This window comes from Cellulomonas sp. H30R-01 (assembly GCF_010119915.1).
Classification (GTDB): Bacteria; Actinomycetota; Actinomycetes; order Actinomycetales; family Cellulomonadaceae; genus Cellulomonas; species Cellulomonas algicola.
Window position 1 is genome coordinate 3,548,200 of record NZ_CP048210.1, and the last position, 16,913, is coordinate 3,565,112.

The 16,913-nt window shown below is 74.9% G+C and carries 21 protein-coding genes and 1 riboswitch; of the genes, 6 read left to right on the top strand and 15 right to left on the bottom strand.

Translation table 11 applies throughout. The features are described 5' to 3' along the window. Positions 1-55: 55 nt before the first annotated feature. From GXP71_RS15875 to GXP71_RS15900, 6 genes are all read right to left on the bottom strand, one after another. Complete coding sequence (locus GXP71_RS15875) at positions 56-289, bottom strand: LuxR C-terminal-related transcriptional regulator (protein ID WP_124342576.1); 234 nt, start codon at positions 287-289, stop codon at positions 56-58. Positions 290-578: 289 nt separating this feature from the next. Next, a complete protein-coding gene (gcvH, locus tag GXP71_RS15880) occupies positions 579-950 on the bottom strand; it encodes a glycine cleavage system protein GcvH (protein ID WP_162353435.1) in 372 nt (123 codons plus the stop codon). An 88-nt stretch (positions 951-1,038) separates the two neighbouring features. Continuing rightward, positions 1,039-2,190 carry a glycine cleavage system aminomethyltransferase GcvT gene (gcvT, locus tag GXP71_RS15885; protein WP_202924268.1) on the bottom strand — a complete coding sequence of 384 codons (1,152 nt, stop codon included), beginning with the start codon at positions 2,188-2,190 and terminating at the stop codon, positions 1,039-1,041. A gap of 77 nt (positions 2,191-2,267) precedes the next feature. Further along, on the bottom strand, positions 2,268-5,324 hold the full coding sequence (gene gcvP / locus GXP71_RS15890; RefSeq protein ID WP_370520946.1) for an aminomethyl-transferring glycine dehydrogenase: 3,057 nt from the start codon (positions 5,322-5,324) through the stop codon (positions 2,268-2,270). 192 nt (positions 5,325-5,516) lie between these two features. After that, positions 5,517-5,612: riboswitch (glycine riboswitch) on the bottom strand. A gap of 10 nt (positions 5,613-5,622) precedes the next feature. Then, positions 5,623-6,201, bottom strand: coding sequence for a GNAT family N-acetyltransferase (locus GXP71_RS15895; RefSeq protein ID WP_238402455.1), 579 nt, complete (start codon positions 6,199-6,201; stop codon positions 5,623-5,625). 120 nt (positions 6,202-6,321) lie between these two features. Further along, entirely contained in the window at positions 6,322-6,558 is a 237-nt protein-coding gene (locus GXP71_RS15900) for a hypothetical protein (protein ID WP_162353437.1), read from the bottom strand. 124 nt (positions 6,559-6,682) lie between these two features. Between GXP71_RS15900 and GXP71_RS15905 the strand changes: the two genes are divergently transcribed. The 5 genes from GXP71_RS15905 to GXP71_RS15925 all read left to right on the top strand — a co-directional run bounded on the left by GXP71_RS15905 (position 6,683) and on the right by GXP71_RS15925 (position 9,431). Next, positions 6,683-7,183, top strand: a complete 501-nt coding sequence (locus GXP71_RS15905) for a molybdenum cofactor biosynthesis protein B (RefSeq protein WP_162353438.1) — start codon at positions 6,683-6,685, stop codon at positions 7,181-7,183. Continuing rightward, positions 7,180-7,602 carry a molybdenum cofactor biosynthesis protein MoaE gene (locus GXP71_RS15910; RefSeq protein ID WP_162353439.1) on the top strand — a complete coding sequence of 141 codons (423 nt, stop codon included), beginning with the start codon at positions 7,180-7,182 and terminating at the stop codon, positions 7,600-7,602. Before GXP71_RS15905 ends, GXP71_RS15910 begins: the two co-directional genes overlap by 4 nt. A gap of 11 nt (positions 7,603-7,613) precedes the next feature. Then, positions 7,614-8,726, top strand: a complete 1,113-nt coding sequence (gene moaA / locus GXP71_RS15915; protein ID WP_238402456.1) for a GTP 3',8-cyclase MoaA — start codon at positions 7,614-7,616, stop codon at positions 8,724-8,726. A gap of 82 nt (positions 8,727-8,808) precedes the next feature. Then, complete coding sequence (locus GXP71_RS15920) at positions 8,809-9,051, top strand: CopG family transcriptional regulator (RefSeq protein ID WP_162353441.1); 243 nt, start codon at positions 8,809-8,811, stop codon at positions 9,049-9,051. After that, positions 9,048-9,431, top strand: a complete 384-nt coding sequence (locus GXP71_RS15925; protein ID WP_162353442.1) for a type II toxin-antitoxin system death-on-curing family toxin — start codon at positions 9,048-9,050, stop codon at positions 9,429-9,431. The genes GXP71_RS15920 and GXP71_RS15925 overlap by 4 nt, the downstream gene beginning before the upstream one ends. Before the next feature lie 107 nt (positions 9,432-9,538). Here GXP71_RS15925 and GXP71_RS15930 read toward each other — a convergent pair whose 3' ends face one another. Further along, positions 9,539-9,985, bottom strand: coding sequence for an SRPBCC family protein (locus GXP71_RS15930; RefSeq protein WP_162353443.1), 447 nt, complete (start codon positions 9,983-9,985; stop codon positions 9,539-9,541). Positions 9,986-10,167: 182 nt separating this feature from the next. Then, the gene (locus tag GXP71_RS15935; protein WP_162353444.1) at positions 10,168-11,049 is read right to left on the bottom strand and encodes a helix-turn-helix transcriptional regulator; all 882 of its coding nucleotides are present in this window, start codon (positions 11,047-11,049) and stop codon (positions 10,168-10,170) included. A gap of 112 nt (positions 11,050-11,161) precedes the next feature. Between GXP71_RS15935 and GXP71_RS15940 the strand changes: the two genes are divergently transcribed. After that, positions 11,162-11,869: an SDR family NAD(P)-dependent oxidoreductase gene (locus tag GXP71_RS15940; protein WP_124344670.1), complete on the top strand. Its 708-nt coding sequence runs from the start codon at positions 11,162-11,164 to the stop codon at positions 11,867-11,869. A gap of 37 nt (positions 11,870-11,906) precedes the next feature. Here GXP71_RS15940 and GXP71_RS15945 read toward each other — a convergent pair whose 3' ends face one another. The 7 genes from GXP71_RS15945 to GXP71_RS15975 all read right to left on the bottom strand — a co-directional run bounded on the left by GXP71_RS15945 (position 11,907) and on the right by GXP71_RS15975 (position 16,747). Then, positions 11,907-12,254: a MoaD/ThiS family protein gene (locus tag GXP71_RS15945; protein WP_370520947.1), complete on the bottom strand. Its 348-nt coding sequence runs from the start codon at positions 12,252-12,254 to the stop codon at positions 11,907-11,909. Further along, positions 12,251-12,526, bottom strand: coding sequence for a DUF6457 domain-containing protein (locus tag GXP71_RS15950; RefSeq protein ID WP_162353445.1), 276 nt, complete (start codon positions 12,524-12,526; stop codon positions 12,251-12,253). Before GXP71_RS15950 ends, GXP71_RS15945 begins: the two co-directional genes overlap by 4 nt. Beyond that, positions 12,523-13,245, bottom strand: coding sequence for a molybdenum cofactor guanylyltransferase (locus GXP71_RS15955; RefSeq protein WP_162353446.1), 723 nt, complete (start codon positions 13,243-13,245; stop codon positions 12,523-12,525). The genes GXP71_RS15950 and GXP71_RS15955 overlap by 4 nt, the downstream gene beginning before the upstream one ends. Beyond that, entirely contained in the window at positions 13,242-13,718 is a 477-nt protein-coding gene (moaC, locus tag GXP71_RS15960) for a cyclic pyranopterin monophosphate synthase MoaC (RefSeq protein WP_162353447.1), read from the bottom strand. The genes GXP71_RS15955 and moaC overlap by 4 nt, the downstream gene beginning before the upstream one ends. Continuing rightward, positions 13,715-15,034: a gephyrin-like molybdotransferase Glp gene (glp, locus tag GXP71_RS15965; RefSeq protein ID WP_162353448.1), complete on the bottom strand. Its 1,320-nt coding sequence runs from the start codon at positions 15,032-15,034 to the stop codon at positions 13,715-13,717. The genes moaC and glp overlap by 4 nt, the downstream gene beginning before the upstream one ends. 94 nt (positions 15,035-15,128) lie before the next feature. Continuing rightward, complete coding sequence (locus tag GXP71_RS15970; protein ID WP_162353449.1) at positions 15,129-15,557, bottom strand: hypothetical protein; 429 nt, start codon at positions 15,555-15,557, stop codon at positions 15,129-15,131. After that, on the bottom strand, positions 15,554-16,747 hold the full coding sequence (locus tag GXP71_RS15975) for a ThiF family adenylyltransferase (protein ID WP_162353450.1): 1,194 nt from the start codon (positions 16,745-16,747) through the stop codon (positions 15,554-15,556). Before GXP71_RS15975 ends, GXP71_RS15970 begins: the two co-directional genes overlap by 4 nt. Positions 16,748-16,913 lie beyond the last annotated feature (166 nt).

The following is a 16,913-nucleotide window of genomic DNA, read 5'->3' on the forward strand; positions in this document are numbered from 1 at the left end:
GGCTGCCGTGCGGCGGCCCGGGTGACCGGGCCGCCGGGAAGTCGGCTTCGTCAGATCAGCGGATGCCGTGCGCGACGGCCCACGCGACCGCCTCGGCGCGCGTGGAGACGCCGATCTTGCGGTAGACGCTGCGGACCTGGGACTTGACGGTGTTGCGCGTCACGAACAGACGGGTGGCGATCTCCTCGAGCGTCACGTCCTCGCCGAGCTCGCCGAGGACCACCCGCTCGCGACGCGTCAGCGCCTCGGTGACGGTCCCGACCGTCTCGCTCGTCTCCAACATGCTCATCGTGTCCTCCGGTTGTGCTGCATGGATGCCGACTTCTCCGGCTCCGCCTGAGGCGGCGTACCGGATGAGAGGCGACAACCAGGGCGTCATGACGCCACTTTCACCAACTCGTTTTCGCGAAGCGCTGCGTACCGGTCTCGCTGCCACCCACAATGAACGCCGGGGGGCGATGCTGATACACCCGGGTTGCAGGAGACCGCGCGGTTCACCCGTTCGGCCGATGGTGTCGGGTCCGTAACGTCCGATATACGGATCAGCGCAGCAGTTGGTTCACTCCCGGAGGCGACCGTCAGCCGGCGGCGTGCGCCTCGTACTCCTCGGCGGTGAGCAGCGGGCCCGTCTCGGTGACGTCGACCTTGAGCAGCCAGCCCCGGCCGAAGGGGTCGGAGTTGACGAGCGACGGGTCGTCGACCGCGTCCTGGTTGACCTCGGCGACGGTGCCGGAGACCGGCGAGAAGAGCTCGGACACGGACTTCGTCGACTCGATCTCGCCGACGACCGCGCCGGCGGTGATCGTCTCACCCACGGCCGGGAGCTCGAGGTAGACGATGTCGCCGAGCGCCTCGGCTGCGGTGGACGTGATGCCGACGGTCGCGGGGGCGCCGTCCTGGAGCCACTCGTGCTCGAGCGTGTAGTGCAGGTGCGTGGGCAGGTCGGTCATGGCGTCTCCAGGTGGGTCCGGGCCGGGCTCGTCGAGGACGGGTGTCGTCGGGTCGGGTCTCGCCGGGACGGGCCCCGACGAGACGGCGTCATCGAGGACGACGGTAGAAGGGCAGGGCCACCACGCGCACGGGTTCGGCGCGTCCGCGCACGTCGACGGCGAGCTCCGTGCCGGGTGCGCTGACCTCCGGGGTCACGTAGGCCATCGCGACGGGGTGCCCCAGGGTGGGCGACGGGGCGCCCGACGTGACGGTCCCGACGTGCGGGGCGTCCGGCGCCGACGACGCGAGCACCGGGTACCCGTGCCGGGCGGCGCGACGGCCGAGCCCTTGCAGCCCGACGAGCACGCGCGCGGGCTCGGAGTCGTGGCGAGCGGCGAGCGCGGCACGTCCCACGAAGTCGAGCGGCTTGCCGTCGGCGCCGGTCTTGTCGAGCCGGACGACGCGGCCGAGGCCGGCGTCGTAGGGCGTCGTCGTGCGGTCGAGCTCGTTGCCGTAGAGCGGCATCCCGGCCTCGAGGCGGAGGCTGTCGCGCGCGGAGAGGCCCGCGGGGACGAGCCCGAGCGGCTCGCCGGCGGCGAGGAGTGCGCGCCACACGGCGGGGGCGTCGGCAGCGTCGACGAACAGCTCGAAGCCGTCCTCGCCGGTGTAACCGGTGCGGGCGACGAGCGCGGACAGGCCCGCGACGGTCGCGGGGACCGCGGCGTAGTACTTGAGCGCGCGCACCGCGTCGACGTCGGACGCCTCGGTCACCGACGCGACGATCTCCTCCGCGCGCGGGCCCTGGACCGCGACGAGCGCGGTGCGCAGGGAGGCGTCGTCGAGGGTCGCGTCGAAGCCGGCGAGCCGCTCGACCAGCGCCGCGCGGACGACGTCGACGTTCGACGCGTTCGCGACGACGACGAACCTCTCGGGCGCCAGCCGGTAGACGACGAGGTCGTCCAGGACCGCGCCGTGCTCGTCGACGATCATCGTGTAGCGCGCGCGACCGTCGGCGAGCGCCGACAGGTGGCCGACGAGGGCCGTGTCGAGCGCGGCGCCCGCCTGCGGGCCGGTGATCTCGAGCTCGCCCATGTGCGACAGGTCGAACAGCCCCGCGGCGGTGCGGACCGCGGTGTGCTCGGCGATGTCGGACGAGTACCGCAGCGGCATCTGCCACCCGGCGAAGGACGTGAGCGCGGCGCCGAGGGCGACGTGCTCGTCGTGCAGCGGGGACAGGGTGTCCGCCGTCGGGTCGCTCACGGTCGCTCCGTTCGTCGGGTCCGGCTCGGTCGCGGCCGTCGCGGCCGTCGGCGTCGTCGGGGTGGGCTCGGGCGTGCTCACTCGGCGAACGCCTCGACCGGCGGGCACGAGCAGATCAGGTTGCGGTCGCCGTGCGCGCCGTCGATGCGGCGGACCGGCGGCCAGTACTTGTTCTCGCCGAGCGACGCGACCGGGTAGGCCGCGAGCCGGCGCGGGTACGGCTTGTCCCAGTCGTCGGACGTCACGGCTGCCGCGGTGTGCGGGGCGCCCCGCAGGGGCGACTCCTCGACGGCCCAGCGACCGTCGGCGACGGCGTCGATCTCCGCACGGATCGCGACGAGCGCCTCGACGAACCGGTCGAGCTCGGCGAGGTCCTCGCTCTCGGTCGGCTCGACCATGAGCGTGCCCGCCACGGGGAACGACAGCGTCGGCGCGTGGAACCCGTAGTCCATGAGCCGCTTCGCGACGTCCTCCGCGGTCACGCCCGTCTGCTTCGTGATGTCGCGCAGGTCGAGGATGCACTCGTGCGCGACGAGCCCGTTCGGGCCCGTGTAGAGCACGGGGAAGTGCGGCGCGAGACGCGTGGCCAGGTAGTTCGCGGCCAGCACCGCGGTCTCCGTCGCGGCGCGCAGGCCGTCGGGGCCCATGAGCGCGACGTACGCCCACGAGATCGGCAGGATGCCCGCCGAGCCCCACGGGGCTGCGGACACCGGGGCGACGCTGCTCGCGACGCCTGTGGTCTCGCCGCCGCGGGGCGGGGTCGGGTCGCCCGGCAGGAACGGTGCGAGGTGCGCCGCGACCGCGACCGGCCCGACACCGGGACCGCCGCCGCCGTGCGGGATGCAGAACGTCTTGTGCAGGTTGAGGTGGCTCACGTCGCCGCCGATCTCGCCCGGCCGCGCGAGCCCGACGAGCGCGTTGAGGTTCGCGCCGTCGATGTACACCTGGCCACCCGCGTCGTGCACGAGGTCGCACACCGTCCGGACGCCCTCCTCGTAGACGCCGTGCGTCGAGGGGTACGTGATCATGATCGCCGCGACCTGGGGGCCGTGCTGGTCGAGCTTCGCGCGCAGGTCGTCGAGGTCGATCGACCCGTCGGGCGCGGTCGCGACGACCACGACGCGCAGGCCCGCGAGCGCCGCCGAGGCCGCGTTCGTGCCGTGCGCGGAGGCCGGGATGAGGCAGATGTCGCGCTCCTCGCCGCGGCTGCGGTGGTAGGCGTGGATCGCGAGCAGGCCTGCGAACTCGCCCTGCGAGCCGCCGTTGGGCTGGACGGACACCGCCGCGTAGCCGGTGATCTCGGCGAGCCAGTCCTGCAGCTCGGTGACGAGCTCGGCGTAGCCCTGCGTCTGGTCGGCGGGGGCGAAGGGGTGGATCGACGCGAACTCGGGCCAGGAGATCGCCTCCATCTCGACCGTCGCGTTGAGCTTCATGGTGCAGGAGCCCAGCGGGATCATCGTCCGGTCGAGCGCGAGGTCCTTGTCGGACAGGCGTCGCAGGTAGCGCAGCATCGCGGTCTCGGAGCGGTGCAGGTGGAAGACGGGGTGCTGCAGGTACGGCGTCGTGCGGCGCAGCGTGTCCGGCAGGGCGTCGGACGGGCCGTCGAGGTCGCCCGCGCCGACGAAGCCGAACGCGAACGTGCCGTCGTCGTCCGCCTCGAGACGCGTCGTGCCGGCCTGCGCGAACGCGAGGACGACCGCGAGGACGTGCTCGGGGCGTGTCCGCTCGTCGCAGGTGACCTGCACGTGGTCCGCGTCGGGCGCCCACAGGTTGACGCCGAGGTCCGCCGCGGCCGCGACGACGTCCGCCGCGCGACCCGGCACGACCGCGCGCACGGTGTCGAAGTACGTCGCGTGCTCGACGGTCACGCCGACCTCGGTGAGGACCGTCGCGACCGACCGGGCGTGCCCGTGCACGCGCAGCGCGATCGCCCGCAGGCCGTCGGGGCCGTGGTAGACCGCGTACATCGACGCGACGATCGCGAGCAGCGCCTGCGCGGTGCAGATGTTGCTCGTCGCCTTCTCGCGGCGGATGTGCTGCTCACGCGTCTGCAGCGCGAGGCGGTAGGCGCGCGCGCCGTCCGCGTCGATGCTGACCCCGACGAGGCGTCCGGGCAGCGAGCGCTCCAGGCCGGTGCGGACCGCCATGAACGCGGCGTGCGGACCGCCGCCGAACAGCGGGACGCCGAACCGCTGCGCCGACCCGACCGCGATGTCCGCCCCGAGCTCGCCGGGCGTCGTCACGAGCGTGAGGGCCAGCAGGTCGGACGCGACCGTCACGAGCGCGCCGCGCTCCTTCGCCTGCGCGATCACCGGCCGCAGGTCGCGCACCGCACCCGACGCGCCGACCTGCTGCACGACGACCCCGAGCAGCGTCCCCTCGACCTCGGGCAGCCCCTCGGACAGGTCGGCGACGACGACCGGCAGGCCGATCGCCTCGGCGCGCCCGACCGTCACGGCCAGCGACTGGCCGAACAGGTCCGCGTCGAGCACGACCGTGCCCGGCTTGTTGCGCTGCCCGCGCCACATGAGCGCGACGGCCTCGGCCACGGCGGTCGCCTCGTCGAGCAGCGACGCGTTCGCGATGTCCAGGCCCGTGAGGTCCGTGACCATCGTCTGGAAGTTGAGCAGCGTCTCCAGGCGGCCCTGCGAGATCTCCGGCTGGTACGGCGTGTACGCGGTGTACCAGGCGGGCGACTCCAGCACGTTCCGGCGGATCACCGGCGGCGTCACGGTGTCGTAGTAGCCCTGGCCGATCATCGACGTGAGCACGCGGTTGCGGCCGGCGATGCTCCGCAGCGCGTCGAGGACGTCCTCCTCGCTGCGCGCCGCCGGCAGGTCCAGCTCACGGCCCGTCCGGATCGAGGCAGGCACCGCGGCGTCGATCAGCGCGTCGACCGTCGGGTAGCCGACCGTCGACAGCATGCGCAGCGTCTCCTCGCCGCGCGGGCCGATGTGCCGGTCGGCGAAGCCCTCGGCGGCGGGCGTGTGCTCGACGGCCGTCAGGTTGACCGCGGCGGTGTGGCTCTCGGCCGCGGGGCCGGCGTGGGGGACGTCGGCGTCGGGCTGCACGGGCGGGACGGCGAGGGTGCCGGCACGGGCGACGACGTCGTGCAACGAGCTGAGGTCGGTCACGGGCTGCTCCGGGGGTCGTCCGGCGGGCGCGCCGGGACGGGCGTGTGGGCTCCCCGCTCTGTCATCCGCGCGCCGGGGCGTGCGACCTGAGAGTTTTGCCGGTCCGCCATGGCCGCTACGGGCCCGGGGCGCGCCGACTTGCACCGTCGGTGGGTCGGTCCCCGCGAGAGGTCGACCACTTTCCAGAGTTGCCTCGCCGTCGCGGTACAGGGGCCTGAGAGATTCCCGGGGAGGGTTGCTCCTTCGGCGTCCGGCTCGTGGTGTCCGGAGCTCTCCCGCGTCGGTTCGAGCAGCGTGTTCAGTTGTCGCGTTGCCGGGCCAGCCTACCCGCGGTCGCCTGCCCGCCGCTGACCGCCGGTCGGGCGATGCGGTACAGCACGTGCCGCTCGAGCCGGTGCCCGTGCGGGACCGACGGGTGGTCGAAGTCGTCGGCGGGGTCGCGTGTCATGCCGATGCGCCGCATCACGGCCTGCGAGCGGACGTTCAGCACGGCCGTGAACGAGACGATCTCGTCCAGACCCGCCTCGTCGAAGCCGACACGGAGCGCCTCGCGGGCGGCCTCCGACGCGTACCCGTGCCCCCACGCCCAGCGCGGCAGCCGCCAGCCGACCTCGACCAGGTCCCGGTTCCACGACGGGCGGCTCAGCCCCGTGAAGCCCGCGAACGTGCCGTCGACCTCCAGCGCCCACAGGCCCCAGCCGTTCTGCTCCAGGCCCGCCTGCGCGCGCGTCGCGAGCGCGTCGCTCTGCTCGCGGGTCAGCGGCGCCGGGAAGTGCTCCATGACCTCCGGGTCCGCGTTCATCCGCGCGAACGGCTCGAGGTCCGCCTCGGTCCACTGCCGCATGACGAGTCGCCCGGTCCGCCGCTCGAGTCCCACCCGGGCACCGTAGGACGCGCCCCGCCCGTCGGGCGACCAGACGCCGGCGCCCGGGTCGCGCGCACCGTCGTGCGTGCCTCGCAGCTCTCGGCGCGCGCCGCGGTGCATGCGTCGCAGCCCTCAGTGCGCCCGGTCGGCGCGTCGGCGGTCGAGCGGCGCGAGGGCACGCCGGCGTCGGCGGCGCACGGAGTCGACCACCAGCCACACCGTGCCCACGACCGCGAGCACCGCCGCCACGGCGATCACCGTCGACCCCCGCGTCGCGGCGCGCAGCAGCGCGAGCCCGACCACGACCACGACAGCCGCGTTCAGCAGGAGCCGCCGTTTCCGTCGCCACGTCGGGGCCTGTGTGCGCATCGGGGCTCTTCCGGGGGTCGCTCGTCGGGGTCGCGCCCATGCTGGCACGGCTGTCGCGGTCCGCACGGTTTTCCACGGTGCGGGCACCGGAGGCAGATCCAGGGGGCGTCGTTAGGCTGACGCGGTGACCACGGGACACCCGGACGAGCGGCGTGCGGTGGTCGTCGTCGTGTCCGACCGGTCGGCCGCCGGGACGCGCGAGGACCGGTCGGGGCCGGTGGCGCACGAGCTTCTGGTCGAGGCCGGCTTCGCGGTCGGTGAGGTCGTCGTCGTGCCGGACGGCGCACTCCCGGTGCAGCACGCGATCGAGGCGGCTGTGCGCAACGGTGCGCGGCTCGTCGTGACCTCCGGCGGGACCGGCGTCGGGCCGCGCGACCGGACGCCCGAGGGGACGCGCGCGGTGCTCGACCGCGAGCTCCCCGGGATCGCCGAGCTGCTGCGGCGGGAGTCGGCGCGGACCGTGCCGACGGCTGTCCTGTCCCGCGGGCTCGCGGGCGTGACCGCCGACGGCGTCGTCGTCGTCAACCTGCCCGGCTCCCCTGGAGGCGTCCGGGACAACCTCGCGACGCTGCTGCCGCTGCTCGACCACCTGCTCGACCAGGTCGCGGGGGGTGACCACGCATGACCGTGCTGGCGCGCATCGACGACCGTCCGCTTGACCTGCTGTTTCACGTGGAACATGTGAGCAGCGCGCGGGCGGGGGCGGTCGCGACGTTCGTCGGGCTGGTGCGCGACCACGACCCGTCGGTGGACGGGAAGGTCGTGGCACTGGAGTACAGCGCGCACCCCGACGCGGCGGCGGTGCTGACGCGGCTCGCCGAGCGGGCGGCGGCGCACGACGACGTGCTCGGGCTCGCGGTGAGCCACCGCGTCGGGCGGCTCGAGGTCGGGGAGGCGGCGATCGTGTGCGCCGTCGCGACCGCGCACCGCGCCGAGGCGTTCGCGGTGTGCCGGGCGCTCGTCGAGACGGTCAAGGCCGAGCTGCCGGTCTGGAAGCGCGAGGTCCTCGCGGACGGGTCGCACGTGTGGGTGGGGATGACATGACGGACCTGCCGATGCCGACAGTGCGGTCCTCGGTGCCCGACGGTGACGTTCACGCGCCGTCGCAGGACGACGTTCCTCACGAGCGCGCGCCCCTGGAGCACGCGCCCCAGGCCGACAGCCGTGTCGAGGGCCCGCTGGTCGACCGGTTCGGGCGCCCGCACCACGACCTGCGCATCTCGCTGACCGACCGGTGCTCGCTGCGGTGCACGTACTGCATGCCCGCCGAGGGCGTCCCGTGGCTGGCGCGCTCGACCATGCTCAGCACCGACGAGATCGTGCGGGTCGCGCGCGTCGGTGTCGAGATGGGTATCACCGAGATCCGGCTGACGGGCGGCGAGCCGCTGCTGCGGGTCGACGTCGTCGACGTCGTCCGGCGGCTGACCGCGCTCACCGGCCCGCACGGCAGCCCCGAGGTGTCGCTCACGACCAACGCGCTCCGCCTCCCCGCGCTCGCGTCGCCGCTGCGGGACGCGGGGCTGTCGCGAGTGAACGTCAGCCTCGACACGCTCGACCGCGGCAAGTTCATCGAGCTGACCCGGCGCGACAAGCTGGTCGAGACGCTCGCCGGCCTCGCCGCCGCCGACGCCGCCGGGCTGCACCCCGTGAAGATCAACGCCGTCGCGATGCGCGGGGTCAACGACGACGAGGTCGTCGCGCTCACCCGGTTCGCCGTGGACCGCGGGTACCAGATGCGGTTCATCGAGCAGATGCCGCTCGACGGCGGGCACACGTGGGACCGCACGCAGATGGTCACCCAAAAGGAGATCCTCGACCGGCTGACCTCGGCGTTCACGCTCACCGAGGTACCCGGCCGCGGGGCCGCGCCGGCCGAGCTCTGGTACGTCGACGGCGGCCCGCAGACGGTCGGCGTCATCGCGTCCGTCACCGCGCCCTTCTGCGCGGCGTGCGACCGGCTTCGGCTCACCGCCGACGGGCAGCTGCGCGCGTGCCTCTTCGCGCAGGACGAGGTCGACGTGCGGGCGGTGGTGCGGGACGAGGCGCTCGACGACGAGGCCGTCGCCGACGCGTTCCGGCGCTGCCTCGCGGGCAAGAAGGCGGGGCACGGCATCGGAGAGCCGACGTTCCGGCAGCCCGACCGTCCGATGAGCGCGATCGGCGGCTGATCCGAGACGCCTGGTGTCTCGCGGGTATCACCGCATAAGGTGGTGTCTCACAGATACCTGAGGCGATTCGAGGAGTGCTCCCATGGCCATGACGCTGCGGCTCGACCCGGCTGACGAGGACCTGCTGCGCGCTGTCGCCGAGCGCGAGAAGCGGACCATGACGGACGTCGTCGCCATCGCCGTCCGGGAGCACGCCGCCCGGCTGGACGCGGCCGACGAGGACGCGTCTCTCGCCGCCCGCGCGGCGCGGCGGTCGGCGGCGGCCCGGGCGATCCGCGACTCGATCGCGGAGAACGCCGAGGCGCTCGACCTGCTGTCGCGATGACGACGTTCACGTACGTCGACATGGAGGACGCGCTCGACTTCTGCGAGCTGTTGGGCCTCTACATCCGCGACGAGGGCGCCCTCGCATCCGCCCTGGCGCGGCCGGCGGCCGTCGTGTGGGGCGTCGAGGCCTATGAAGGGCTCCACCTCAAGGGGGCCGCCCTCCTCGACGCCCTCAACCGATCGCACCCTCTCCTCGACGGCAACAAGCGGCTCTCCTGGACGATGACCGACGTGCTGTACCGGCTCGACGGCTCTCGGCTCGTCGCCGACCCACGCGAGGTCGACCGGTTCGTCCGTACCGTCGGCGGCGACGAGCACCTCCCGCTCGAGGACGTCGCCGCGTGGCTCGAGGCGCACGCGCGGCCGCTCGACGACTGACGGCCCACGTGCACGCCGGTCTTCGCGGCTCCGCGACGGCCCAGCCGCCACATGACGACGCCCGGCCACCCCACGCGGAGGACCGGGCGTCGTCGTGCGTCAGGCGGTCAGACGTCGCCGCGCCAGGCGCCCGTCTCGGTGCCGCGGTTCTCGATGAACTCCTTGAACCGCTTGAGGTCGGCCTTGACCTGCAGGTCGTCCGCGCCGACGGCGGCACCGGCCTTCTCGACGAGCGAGTCCGGCTCCCACCGGGTCTCGACGTGCACGCGGGTGGTGCCCGCGTCGACGGCCTCGAACGTCACGACGCCCTCGTGGGTCGGGCCGTCGACGCTGCGCCACGCGACGCGCTGGTCCGGGTGCTGGTCGGTGATCTGCGCGTCGAACTCGCGCTCGACGCCGCCGATCGAGGTCCGCCAGTGGGTGAGCGTGTCCGTCACCTGGCGCACCTCCTCGACGCCACCCATGAAGTGCGGGAACTCCTCGAACTGCGTCCACTGGTCGTAGGCGGTGCTGATCGGGACGGCCACATCGATGGTCTGGTCGATCGTCGGCATGCCGTGCTCCCTTCGCTCGGGACGGGGTTGTCGGGCCACGCTAGGTCGGCTCCGACGGGGTCGCGCGGCGAGCGCGGATCCTGTCGCCCGTTCCGGTGGAGCACCGTCCCTCGGCGTGCGGACCGTGCCGACGCGGCGCACCCTTGGCCCCCCGACGAGCCCGCACGGCCCGTCCCGCGGGCTCAGCCCTGGGTCGTCGCCCGCGTCTCCGCCGGGGTCATCGACTGCGTCCCGATGACGCGGAGCAGGGCCAGCGCGTCGGCGGCGGGGCTCCCGGCCGGCGCCGAGTAGACGATGATCGCCTGGTCGCTGTCGGGCACGTGCAGCGCGTCGCAGTCGAGCGTCACGCGCCCGACCGTCGGGTGGTCCACGGACTTGCGGTGGCTGCGCCACACGCTCGCGCCGCCCTCCTGCCACATCCGCTCGAAGTCGGGGCTCTCCCGCCGGAGCTCGGCGACGAGCTCGTTCAGGCGGGCGTCCTTCGGGTACCGGGCGGCCGCCGTCCGCAGCGCCGCGACGGCCTGGGCCGCGGTCGCCTCGCGCTCGTCGTGCGACATCGCGACGCGGGTCCGCGGGCCGTACGGCGTCGTCCCGAGGAACCGGATCCGGTTCACGTTGCGCTCCCGCTCCGGCACCGACGACCAGTCGCCGAGCAACGCCGACGCCATCGCGTTCCACGCGAGCACGTCGCCGCGCGCGTCGAGCAGGAGCACCGGCAGGTCGACGAGCCGGTCCATCAGGCGCTGCACGCTGGGCCGCACGACGTCGTCGACCGTCCCCGGCAGCGGCGGCGGCGAGCCCGCCAGGTGGAAGAGCTCCGCACGCTCGTCGTCGTCGAGCCGCAGCGCCCGGGCCAGCGCGCGCAGCACCTGCGCCGACGGGCGGGGGCCGCGACCCTGCTCGAGCCGCACGACGTAGTCGACGCTCACGCCCGCGAGCAGCGCGACCTCCTCACGCCGCAGACCCCCGACCCGGCGACGCTCGCCCGCCGGGAGCCCGACGTCCTGCGGCGACAGGCGCCCCCGCGCACGTCGCAGCACCTGGGCCAGCTCCCCGCGATCCATGCGCCCAGGATCCACCCGCACGGCGGCGCGCGGGTGGCGTCAGCATGGGACCGCCGGTCCCAGGGTGCGCACGCCCTGGAGCCCGCGCGTGCCGCGGCGGAGGGTCGACGGCATGGACACCACCATCGCCCTCGTCACGGGGGCCACCCAGGGAATCGGGCGGGAGACCGCCCGCCGACTCGTCGCGCTCGGCTGGACCGTGTGGGTCGGTGCGCGCGACCTCGACGCCGGCGAGCGGGTCGCCGGCGAGCTCGGCGGCGACGCACGGGCCGTGCGGCTCGACGTCACCGACGACGCCTCCGTCGCCGACGCCGTGCGCGTCGTCGACACCACGCACGGGCGCCTCGACGTGCTCGTCAACAACGCCGGCGTCAGCGGGCGCCTCGTCGGGCCGCGGGACACCCCGCCGGCCGACTTCCTGCCCGTCTACGGCGTCAACGTGCTCGGGCCCGTGCGGGTCACGCACGCGTTCCTGCCGCTGCTCGACCGGTCCGCGCAGCCGCGCGTCGTCATGGTGTCGAGCGGGCTCGGCTCGTTCGGCGTGACCACGGACCCGGCACGCTTCGAGTCGACCATCGCCGGGCTCGCGTACCCGTCGTCGAAGGCCGCGCTCAACATGATCACGAGCCAGTACGCGAAGGTGCTCGACGGGTACCAGGTGCTCGCCGTCGACCCCGGCTACACCGCGACCGGCCTCAACGGGCACCAGGGGTTCCAGACGGTCGAGCAGGGCGCCGAGGCCGTCGTCGCGGCCGCGACCGTCGGTCCGGACGCGCCGTCCGGGACGTTCCACGACCGGGCGGGCGCGCTGCCCTGGTGAGGCGTCGACCCGCCCGGTGTGCGACCTGCCGGGCGGGTCAGCCGCCCGCGAAGGGCGGCAGGACGTCGAGCGTCACACCCGCGCGGACCTCGTCGTCGCGCTCGACACGCGTGCCGTCGGCGAGCAGCGCGCAGCGGCTCAGCACCGCCGCGAGGTCGGGGTGGCGACGCGTCAGCTCGGCGACCACCAGGGCCGCGGTACCCGCGGGGACCGTCTCGGTGTCGACGCCGGCCGCCTCCGCCGCGGCGGCGAAGTAGCGCACCGACACCGCCCCGACCGCGGTCGTCACGGGCGCGCCGGCCGTGCCTGCCGTCCCGGGTGCCGTGTCGCTCGCGTCGGTCACGGCTGACGTCGTGGCGGTCGCGCCGCGCGGGGGCGTCGTCACGGGAGCACGTTCTCGTCCGACGCCCACGCGAGCGCGGCGCGACGGGCGGTCGCGAGGACGTCCTCGCCGGACCGGCCGGAGGCGATCGCCAGGCCCGCGACCAGCATCGTCACCGGGACGGCGGGCCGCGCGACCGAGTGCGCGACGTCCGTCGCGACGTCGAGGATGCGCTCGATGTCGACGAGCCCGGGGTCGACGCCGAGCTCGGCGGCGACGTGCTCCACCCAGGCGGGCAGGTCCGCGCCGGGCGCCCTGCGGGGGTCTGTGCTCACGGTGTCCTCCGATCGTCGTCAGGGTCGATGGTGCCACCGGACAGGCGGACGTCGAGGCGCCGCACGTCGTCCCACGTGTCCGCGTCCGCGGCGGCGTCGTCGGGGTCGGGCACGTCGACGAGCCGCAGCCCGGCGACCAGGCTCCGCACCGACGCGTCGCGCGGGCCGTCCGGGAGCGCGTCGAGCGCGGCGTCGAGCGCGGACCGGCGGTAGGCGGCGACGAGGTGCTGCGGCGACCCGTCGGCGCCGACCAGCCGCGCGCCGTCCGCCTCGGGGTCCACGAGCGCCGCGGCGACCAGCGCGGGCACCACGCGGCCGGCGCCGGGGACGTCGCAGGCCAGGACCACGACGAGGGCGTCCTCGTCGACGGGCACGGCGTCATCGGCGACCGGTGGCTGAGTGCTCGGCGGCGCGGCGTGCTCGGAGGGGACGTCGCCGGCGAGCGGGAGTCGCGGGATCGCGGTCGTGGACGCGGGCAGAGCCGCGAGACCCGCGGCGAGACCGGCGACCGGCCCGCCGAACGCGGGCGACTCCTGGACGGTCGGGACGCCCGGGCGCGCGACCGAGGGCGGACCGACGACGACGACCGTCCGGGCGTCCGCGACCGCCGCGAGCGCGTGGTCGACCAGCGCACGACCTGCGACGACGACCGACCCCTTGTCGGCACCGCCGAGCCGCTGCGCGCGACCGCCCGCGAGGACGACCGCGTCGAACGTCACGGCTCGCGCCGCCAGTCGCCGGACTTGCCGCCGGTCTTCGCCTCGAGCCGGACGTCGGCGATCGACACGGACTTGTCGAGGCCCTTGACCATGTCGACGACCGCGAGCGCGGTCACCGAGACGGCTGTGAGCGCCTCCATCTCGACCCCCGTGCGGTCGGCGGTCCGCACGGTCGCCTCGATCGCGACGCCGTCGTCCTCCACGCGCAGGTCGACCACGACGCCGTGCACGCCGATGACGTGCGCGAGCGGCAGCAGCTCGGCCGTGCGCTTGGCGGCGGCGATCCCGGCGACGCGCGCGACCGCGAGCACGTCGCCCTTCGGGACAGTGCCGTCGCGCAGCGCGGCGACGACGTCCGGCCCGCAGACGACGCGACCCGTCGCGGTCGCGGCGCGGACCGTCGGCTGCTTGTGCGTGACGTCGACCATCCGGGCGTGGCCCGCGGCGTCGAGGTGGGTGAACGGCTGCGTCATGGGGCGACTCTCAGGACGGTGACGAGGTCGCCGGCGGCGACCGTGGTGTCGGGCGGGACGATCGCGAGGCCCTCGGCGAGGGCCAGGCGGGCGACGAGGTGCGACCCGGAGCCGCCCGCGGTGGCGCGGACGACGTGCGGGGGCGTCGGGGAGGCAGGAACGGCGTGGGACCCGTCCTGCACCGCGACCGCGACGTCGCGGTCGTCGGACGCGCTCGCGTCGGCGGGCCTCGTGTGCGGGGCGACGAAGCGCACCGGCATGACCTGCGCGCGGCCGGGCGGGGTGCGCCAGCCGTCGTCGACCACGGCGGTCGTCGTCGGGCGCTCCACGTCGGCCAGACCGCGCATCCGCAGCAGCGCGGGTCGCACGAACAGCTCGAACGACACGAACGAGCTCACGGGGTTGCCGGGCAGCGCGAACACGGGCGTCCCGCCCGGCAGACGCCCGAGGCCCTGCGGCTTGCCCGGCTGCACCGCGACGGGCACGAAGACGACGTCGGGCTCGTCGAGCAGCGCCGCCTTGACCACGTCGAACGCGCCCACGCTGACCCCGCCCGACGTGACGATCGCGTCGACGCCGCCGTCGAGCCCGTGCAGCAGGTCACGCAGCGCGTCGGGGTCGTCGCCGACGGGCCCGAGCCGCATCGCCTCGCCGCCCGCCTCGCGGACCGCGGCGGCGAGGAGCCACGAGTTCGAGTCAGGGATCTGCCCGTGGGCGAGCGTCGTGCCGGGCGTGACGAGCTCGTCGCCCGTGCTGATCACCGCGACGCGTGGCCGCCGGTGCACCGCGACCTGCGCGACGCCGACCGACGCGACCGCCGCGACGTGCGCCGGGCCGAGCAGCGTGCCCGCGGCGACGACCAGGTCGCCGGGTACCGCGTCCTCGCCCGTGCGCCGGACGTGCTGGCCGGCGGCCTTCGACGCCCTGACCTCGACGGTCGTCGTGCCCGCGTCCGTGTCCTCGACCGGGACGACCGTGTCCGCACCCGGGGGGACGGGAGCGCCCGTCATGATCCGCGCGGCGGTGCCCGGCTCGACCGACGGCCGCCCCGAGGATCCCGCAGGAAGGTCGGCGACGACCCGCAGCGTCACGGGCGACGTGTCGGACGCGTCGCGCACGTCGTCGGCACGGACCGCGTAGCCGTCCATCGCGGAGTTGTCCCAGCGCGGCAGCGGCTCGTCGGTCCGCACGTCCTGCGCGAGCACGTGCCCGAGCGCGTCGGCGAGCCCGACGACGGCGGTCGGCAGCGGCGTGGCGAGCGTGAGGGCGGCCGCCCGGTGCTCGTCCAGGGTGCGCATCGCGGTGGTCGTCGGCACCCCCCGATCCTGCCACCCGCCGGTCAGGAGGCGCGGGCACGGACCACCGGGAGAAACGCACCTGCCGCCTCACCCGACGCTCTGCGTCCCTGCGTCAGACCTCGAACCAGTGCGAGCCGTCAGCTCCGTGCCGCAGGACGCGCTCCACCACGCGCCAGGCGTCCCGCGGGGCCGTCGCGAAGACGCCCTCGAACTCGGCCGTCGAGTCGAGGACCGGGACGCGGACGACGTCGTCGGACGCACGCGATCGGTCACCGACGAGCAGGAGGCAGGACGAGGGGTCCGGGAAGAGGTGGACGACGGCGACGTGCTCGTCGAACCCGATCGCCACCAGCGGGTGCCCATCCCCGGCCGGACCGACCTCCAGGTACCCGCCCCCGTCGGCGAGCAGCTCGGCGAAGCGCTGCGCGACGACAGACCACACCGACTCACGCGACACGCCGGCGCCGTGCCCGGCTCGTCCGGGGAAGGCCGTCCAGACGACGGCGATCTCCTCGCCGGACGGTCCGTCCGCGACCCTCACGAGCGGGTGGTGAGCCAGGCGAGGACGCCGCCCTCGACATTGACCGCGTCGACGCCGGACGCGCGGAGCGCGCGGGCGGCGACCATCGAACGGGCGCCGACCTGGCAGACGACGAGGACGGGCCGGTCGCGGGGCAGGTCCGTGACGCCGGAGCCGTCGAGGATGCGTCCGAGCGGGACGTGCGTGGCGCCGGGGACGGCGACCACCTCGAGCTCCGCCGCCTCACGCACGTCGACGAGCACGGTCGACGGGTCGGCGGCGAGGCGGGCGACGAGCTCGGCGGCCGTCACGGTCGGGACGTCGTCGTCGCGCCGCCGCGGACCACCGGTCGTCGGCGCGGACGACGCGGTGGGGCTCGACGAGAGAGGCACCCCCGCGGACGGTGCGGGCAGCAGCTCGTCCGCGACGCGGCGCGGGGACGGGACGAGCGGGACCTCCGACCAGCGGCCGCGGAGGGCGTCGACGACGAGGACGCGGCCGAGCATCGGCTCGCCGAGGCCGGTGACGAGCTTGACGGCCTCGGTCGCCATGACGGACCCGACCTGGCCGCACAGCGCCCCGAGCACGCCGGCCTCGGCGCAGGACGGGACGGTGTCCGGCGGCGGCGGGGACGGGAACAGGTCGCGGAGCTGCACGGCGGGGACGCCCGAGCCGGCGGGCGGGCGGCCCCAGAACACGGTCGTCTGGGCGTCGTACCGCAGGACCGACCCCCACACCTCGGGCAGCCCGAGCCGCACGCACGCGTCGTTGACGAGGTAGCGGGTCGGGAAGTTGTCGGTGCCGTCGACGACGAGGTCGTAGCCGCGCAGGACGTCGTCGACGTTCTCCTCGTCGAGCCGCAGGGCGTGGACGACGACCCGCACGTCGGGGTCGAGGTCCGCGATCGCGTCGCGTGCGCTCTCGACCTTGGGGCGGCCCACGTCGGCCGTGCCGTGGACGACCTGGCGCTGGAGGTTGGTGACGTCGACGACGTCGTCGTCGACCACGCCGATCGTGCCGACGCCCGCCGCCGCGAGGTACTGGAGCACGGGTGCCCCGAGCCCGCCCGCGCCGACGACGAGGACGCGCGCGTTCCGCAGCCGACGCTGGCCGTCGACGCCGAGACCGGGCAGCAGCAGATGGCGGGACCCGCGGGCCACCTGGGCGGCGGTCAGGGGCGGGCCGGGCTCGACGAGCGGGGGCACGTGCACGTCGACCAACCTACGTCGGCGTGCGACGTCCGGGCCGTCGCACGACCGTCGATCTCGCGGCGCGGGACGTTCCGGCCCGCAGGCACAGGCGCGGCCGCCGACGAGGTGACCACGACCACGTCGACCGCCGCGTCCGTCGTCCGGGCGTCGCTCCCCGTGGCGCCCG

Excerpts from the sequence above, each read along its gene's own strand:
- GXP71_RS15875 (WP_124342576.1), bottom strand. The coding sequence starts at position 289 with ATGAGCATGTTGGAGACGAGCGAGACGGTCGGGACCGTCACCGAGGCG.
- gcvH (WP_162353435.1), bottom strand. The coding sequence starts at position 950 with ATGACCGACCTGCCCACGCACCTGCACTACACGCTCGAGCACGAGTGG.
- GXP71_RS15900 (WP_162353437.1), bottom strand. The coding sequence starts at position 6,558 with ATGCGCACACAGGCCCCGACGTGGCGACGGAAACGGCGGCTCCTGCTG.
- GXP71_RS15910 (WP_162353439.1), top strand. The coding sequence starts at position 7,180 with ATGACCGTGCTGGCGCGCATCGACGACCGTCCGCTTGACCTGCTGTTT.
- moaA (WP_238402456.1), top strand. The coding sequence starts at position 7,614 with ATGCCGACAGTGCGGTCCTCGGTGCCCGACGGTGACGTTCACGCGCCG.
- GXP71_RS15920 (WP_162353441.1), top strand. The coding sequence starts at position 8,809 with ATGGCCATGACGCTGCGGCTCGACCCGGCTGACGAGGACCTGCTGCGC.
- GXP71_RS15925 (WP_162353442.1), top strand. The coding sequence starts at position 9,048 with ATGACGACGTTCACGTACGTCGACATGGAGGACGCGCTCGACTTCTGC.
- GXP71_RS15930 (WP_162353443.1), bottom strand. The coding sequence starts at position 9,985 with ATGCCGACGATCGACCAGACCATCGATGTGGCCGTCCCGATCAGCACC.
- GXP71_RS15935 (WP_162353444.1), bottom strand. The coding sequence starts at position 11,049 with ATGGATCGCGGGGAGCTGGCCCAGGTGCTGCGACGTGCGCGGGGGCGC.
- GXP71_RS15940 (WP_124344670.1), top strand. The coding sequence starts at position 11,162 with ATGGACACCACCATCGCCCTCGTCACGGGGGCCACCCAGGGAATCGGG.
- moaC (WP_162353447.1), bottom strand. The coding sequence starts at position 13,718 with ATGACGCAGCCGTTCACCCACCTCGACGCCGCGGGCCACGCCCGGATG.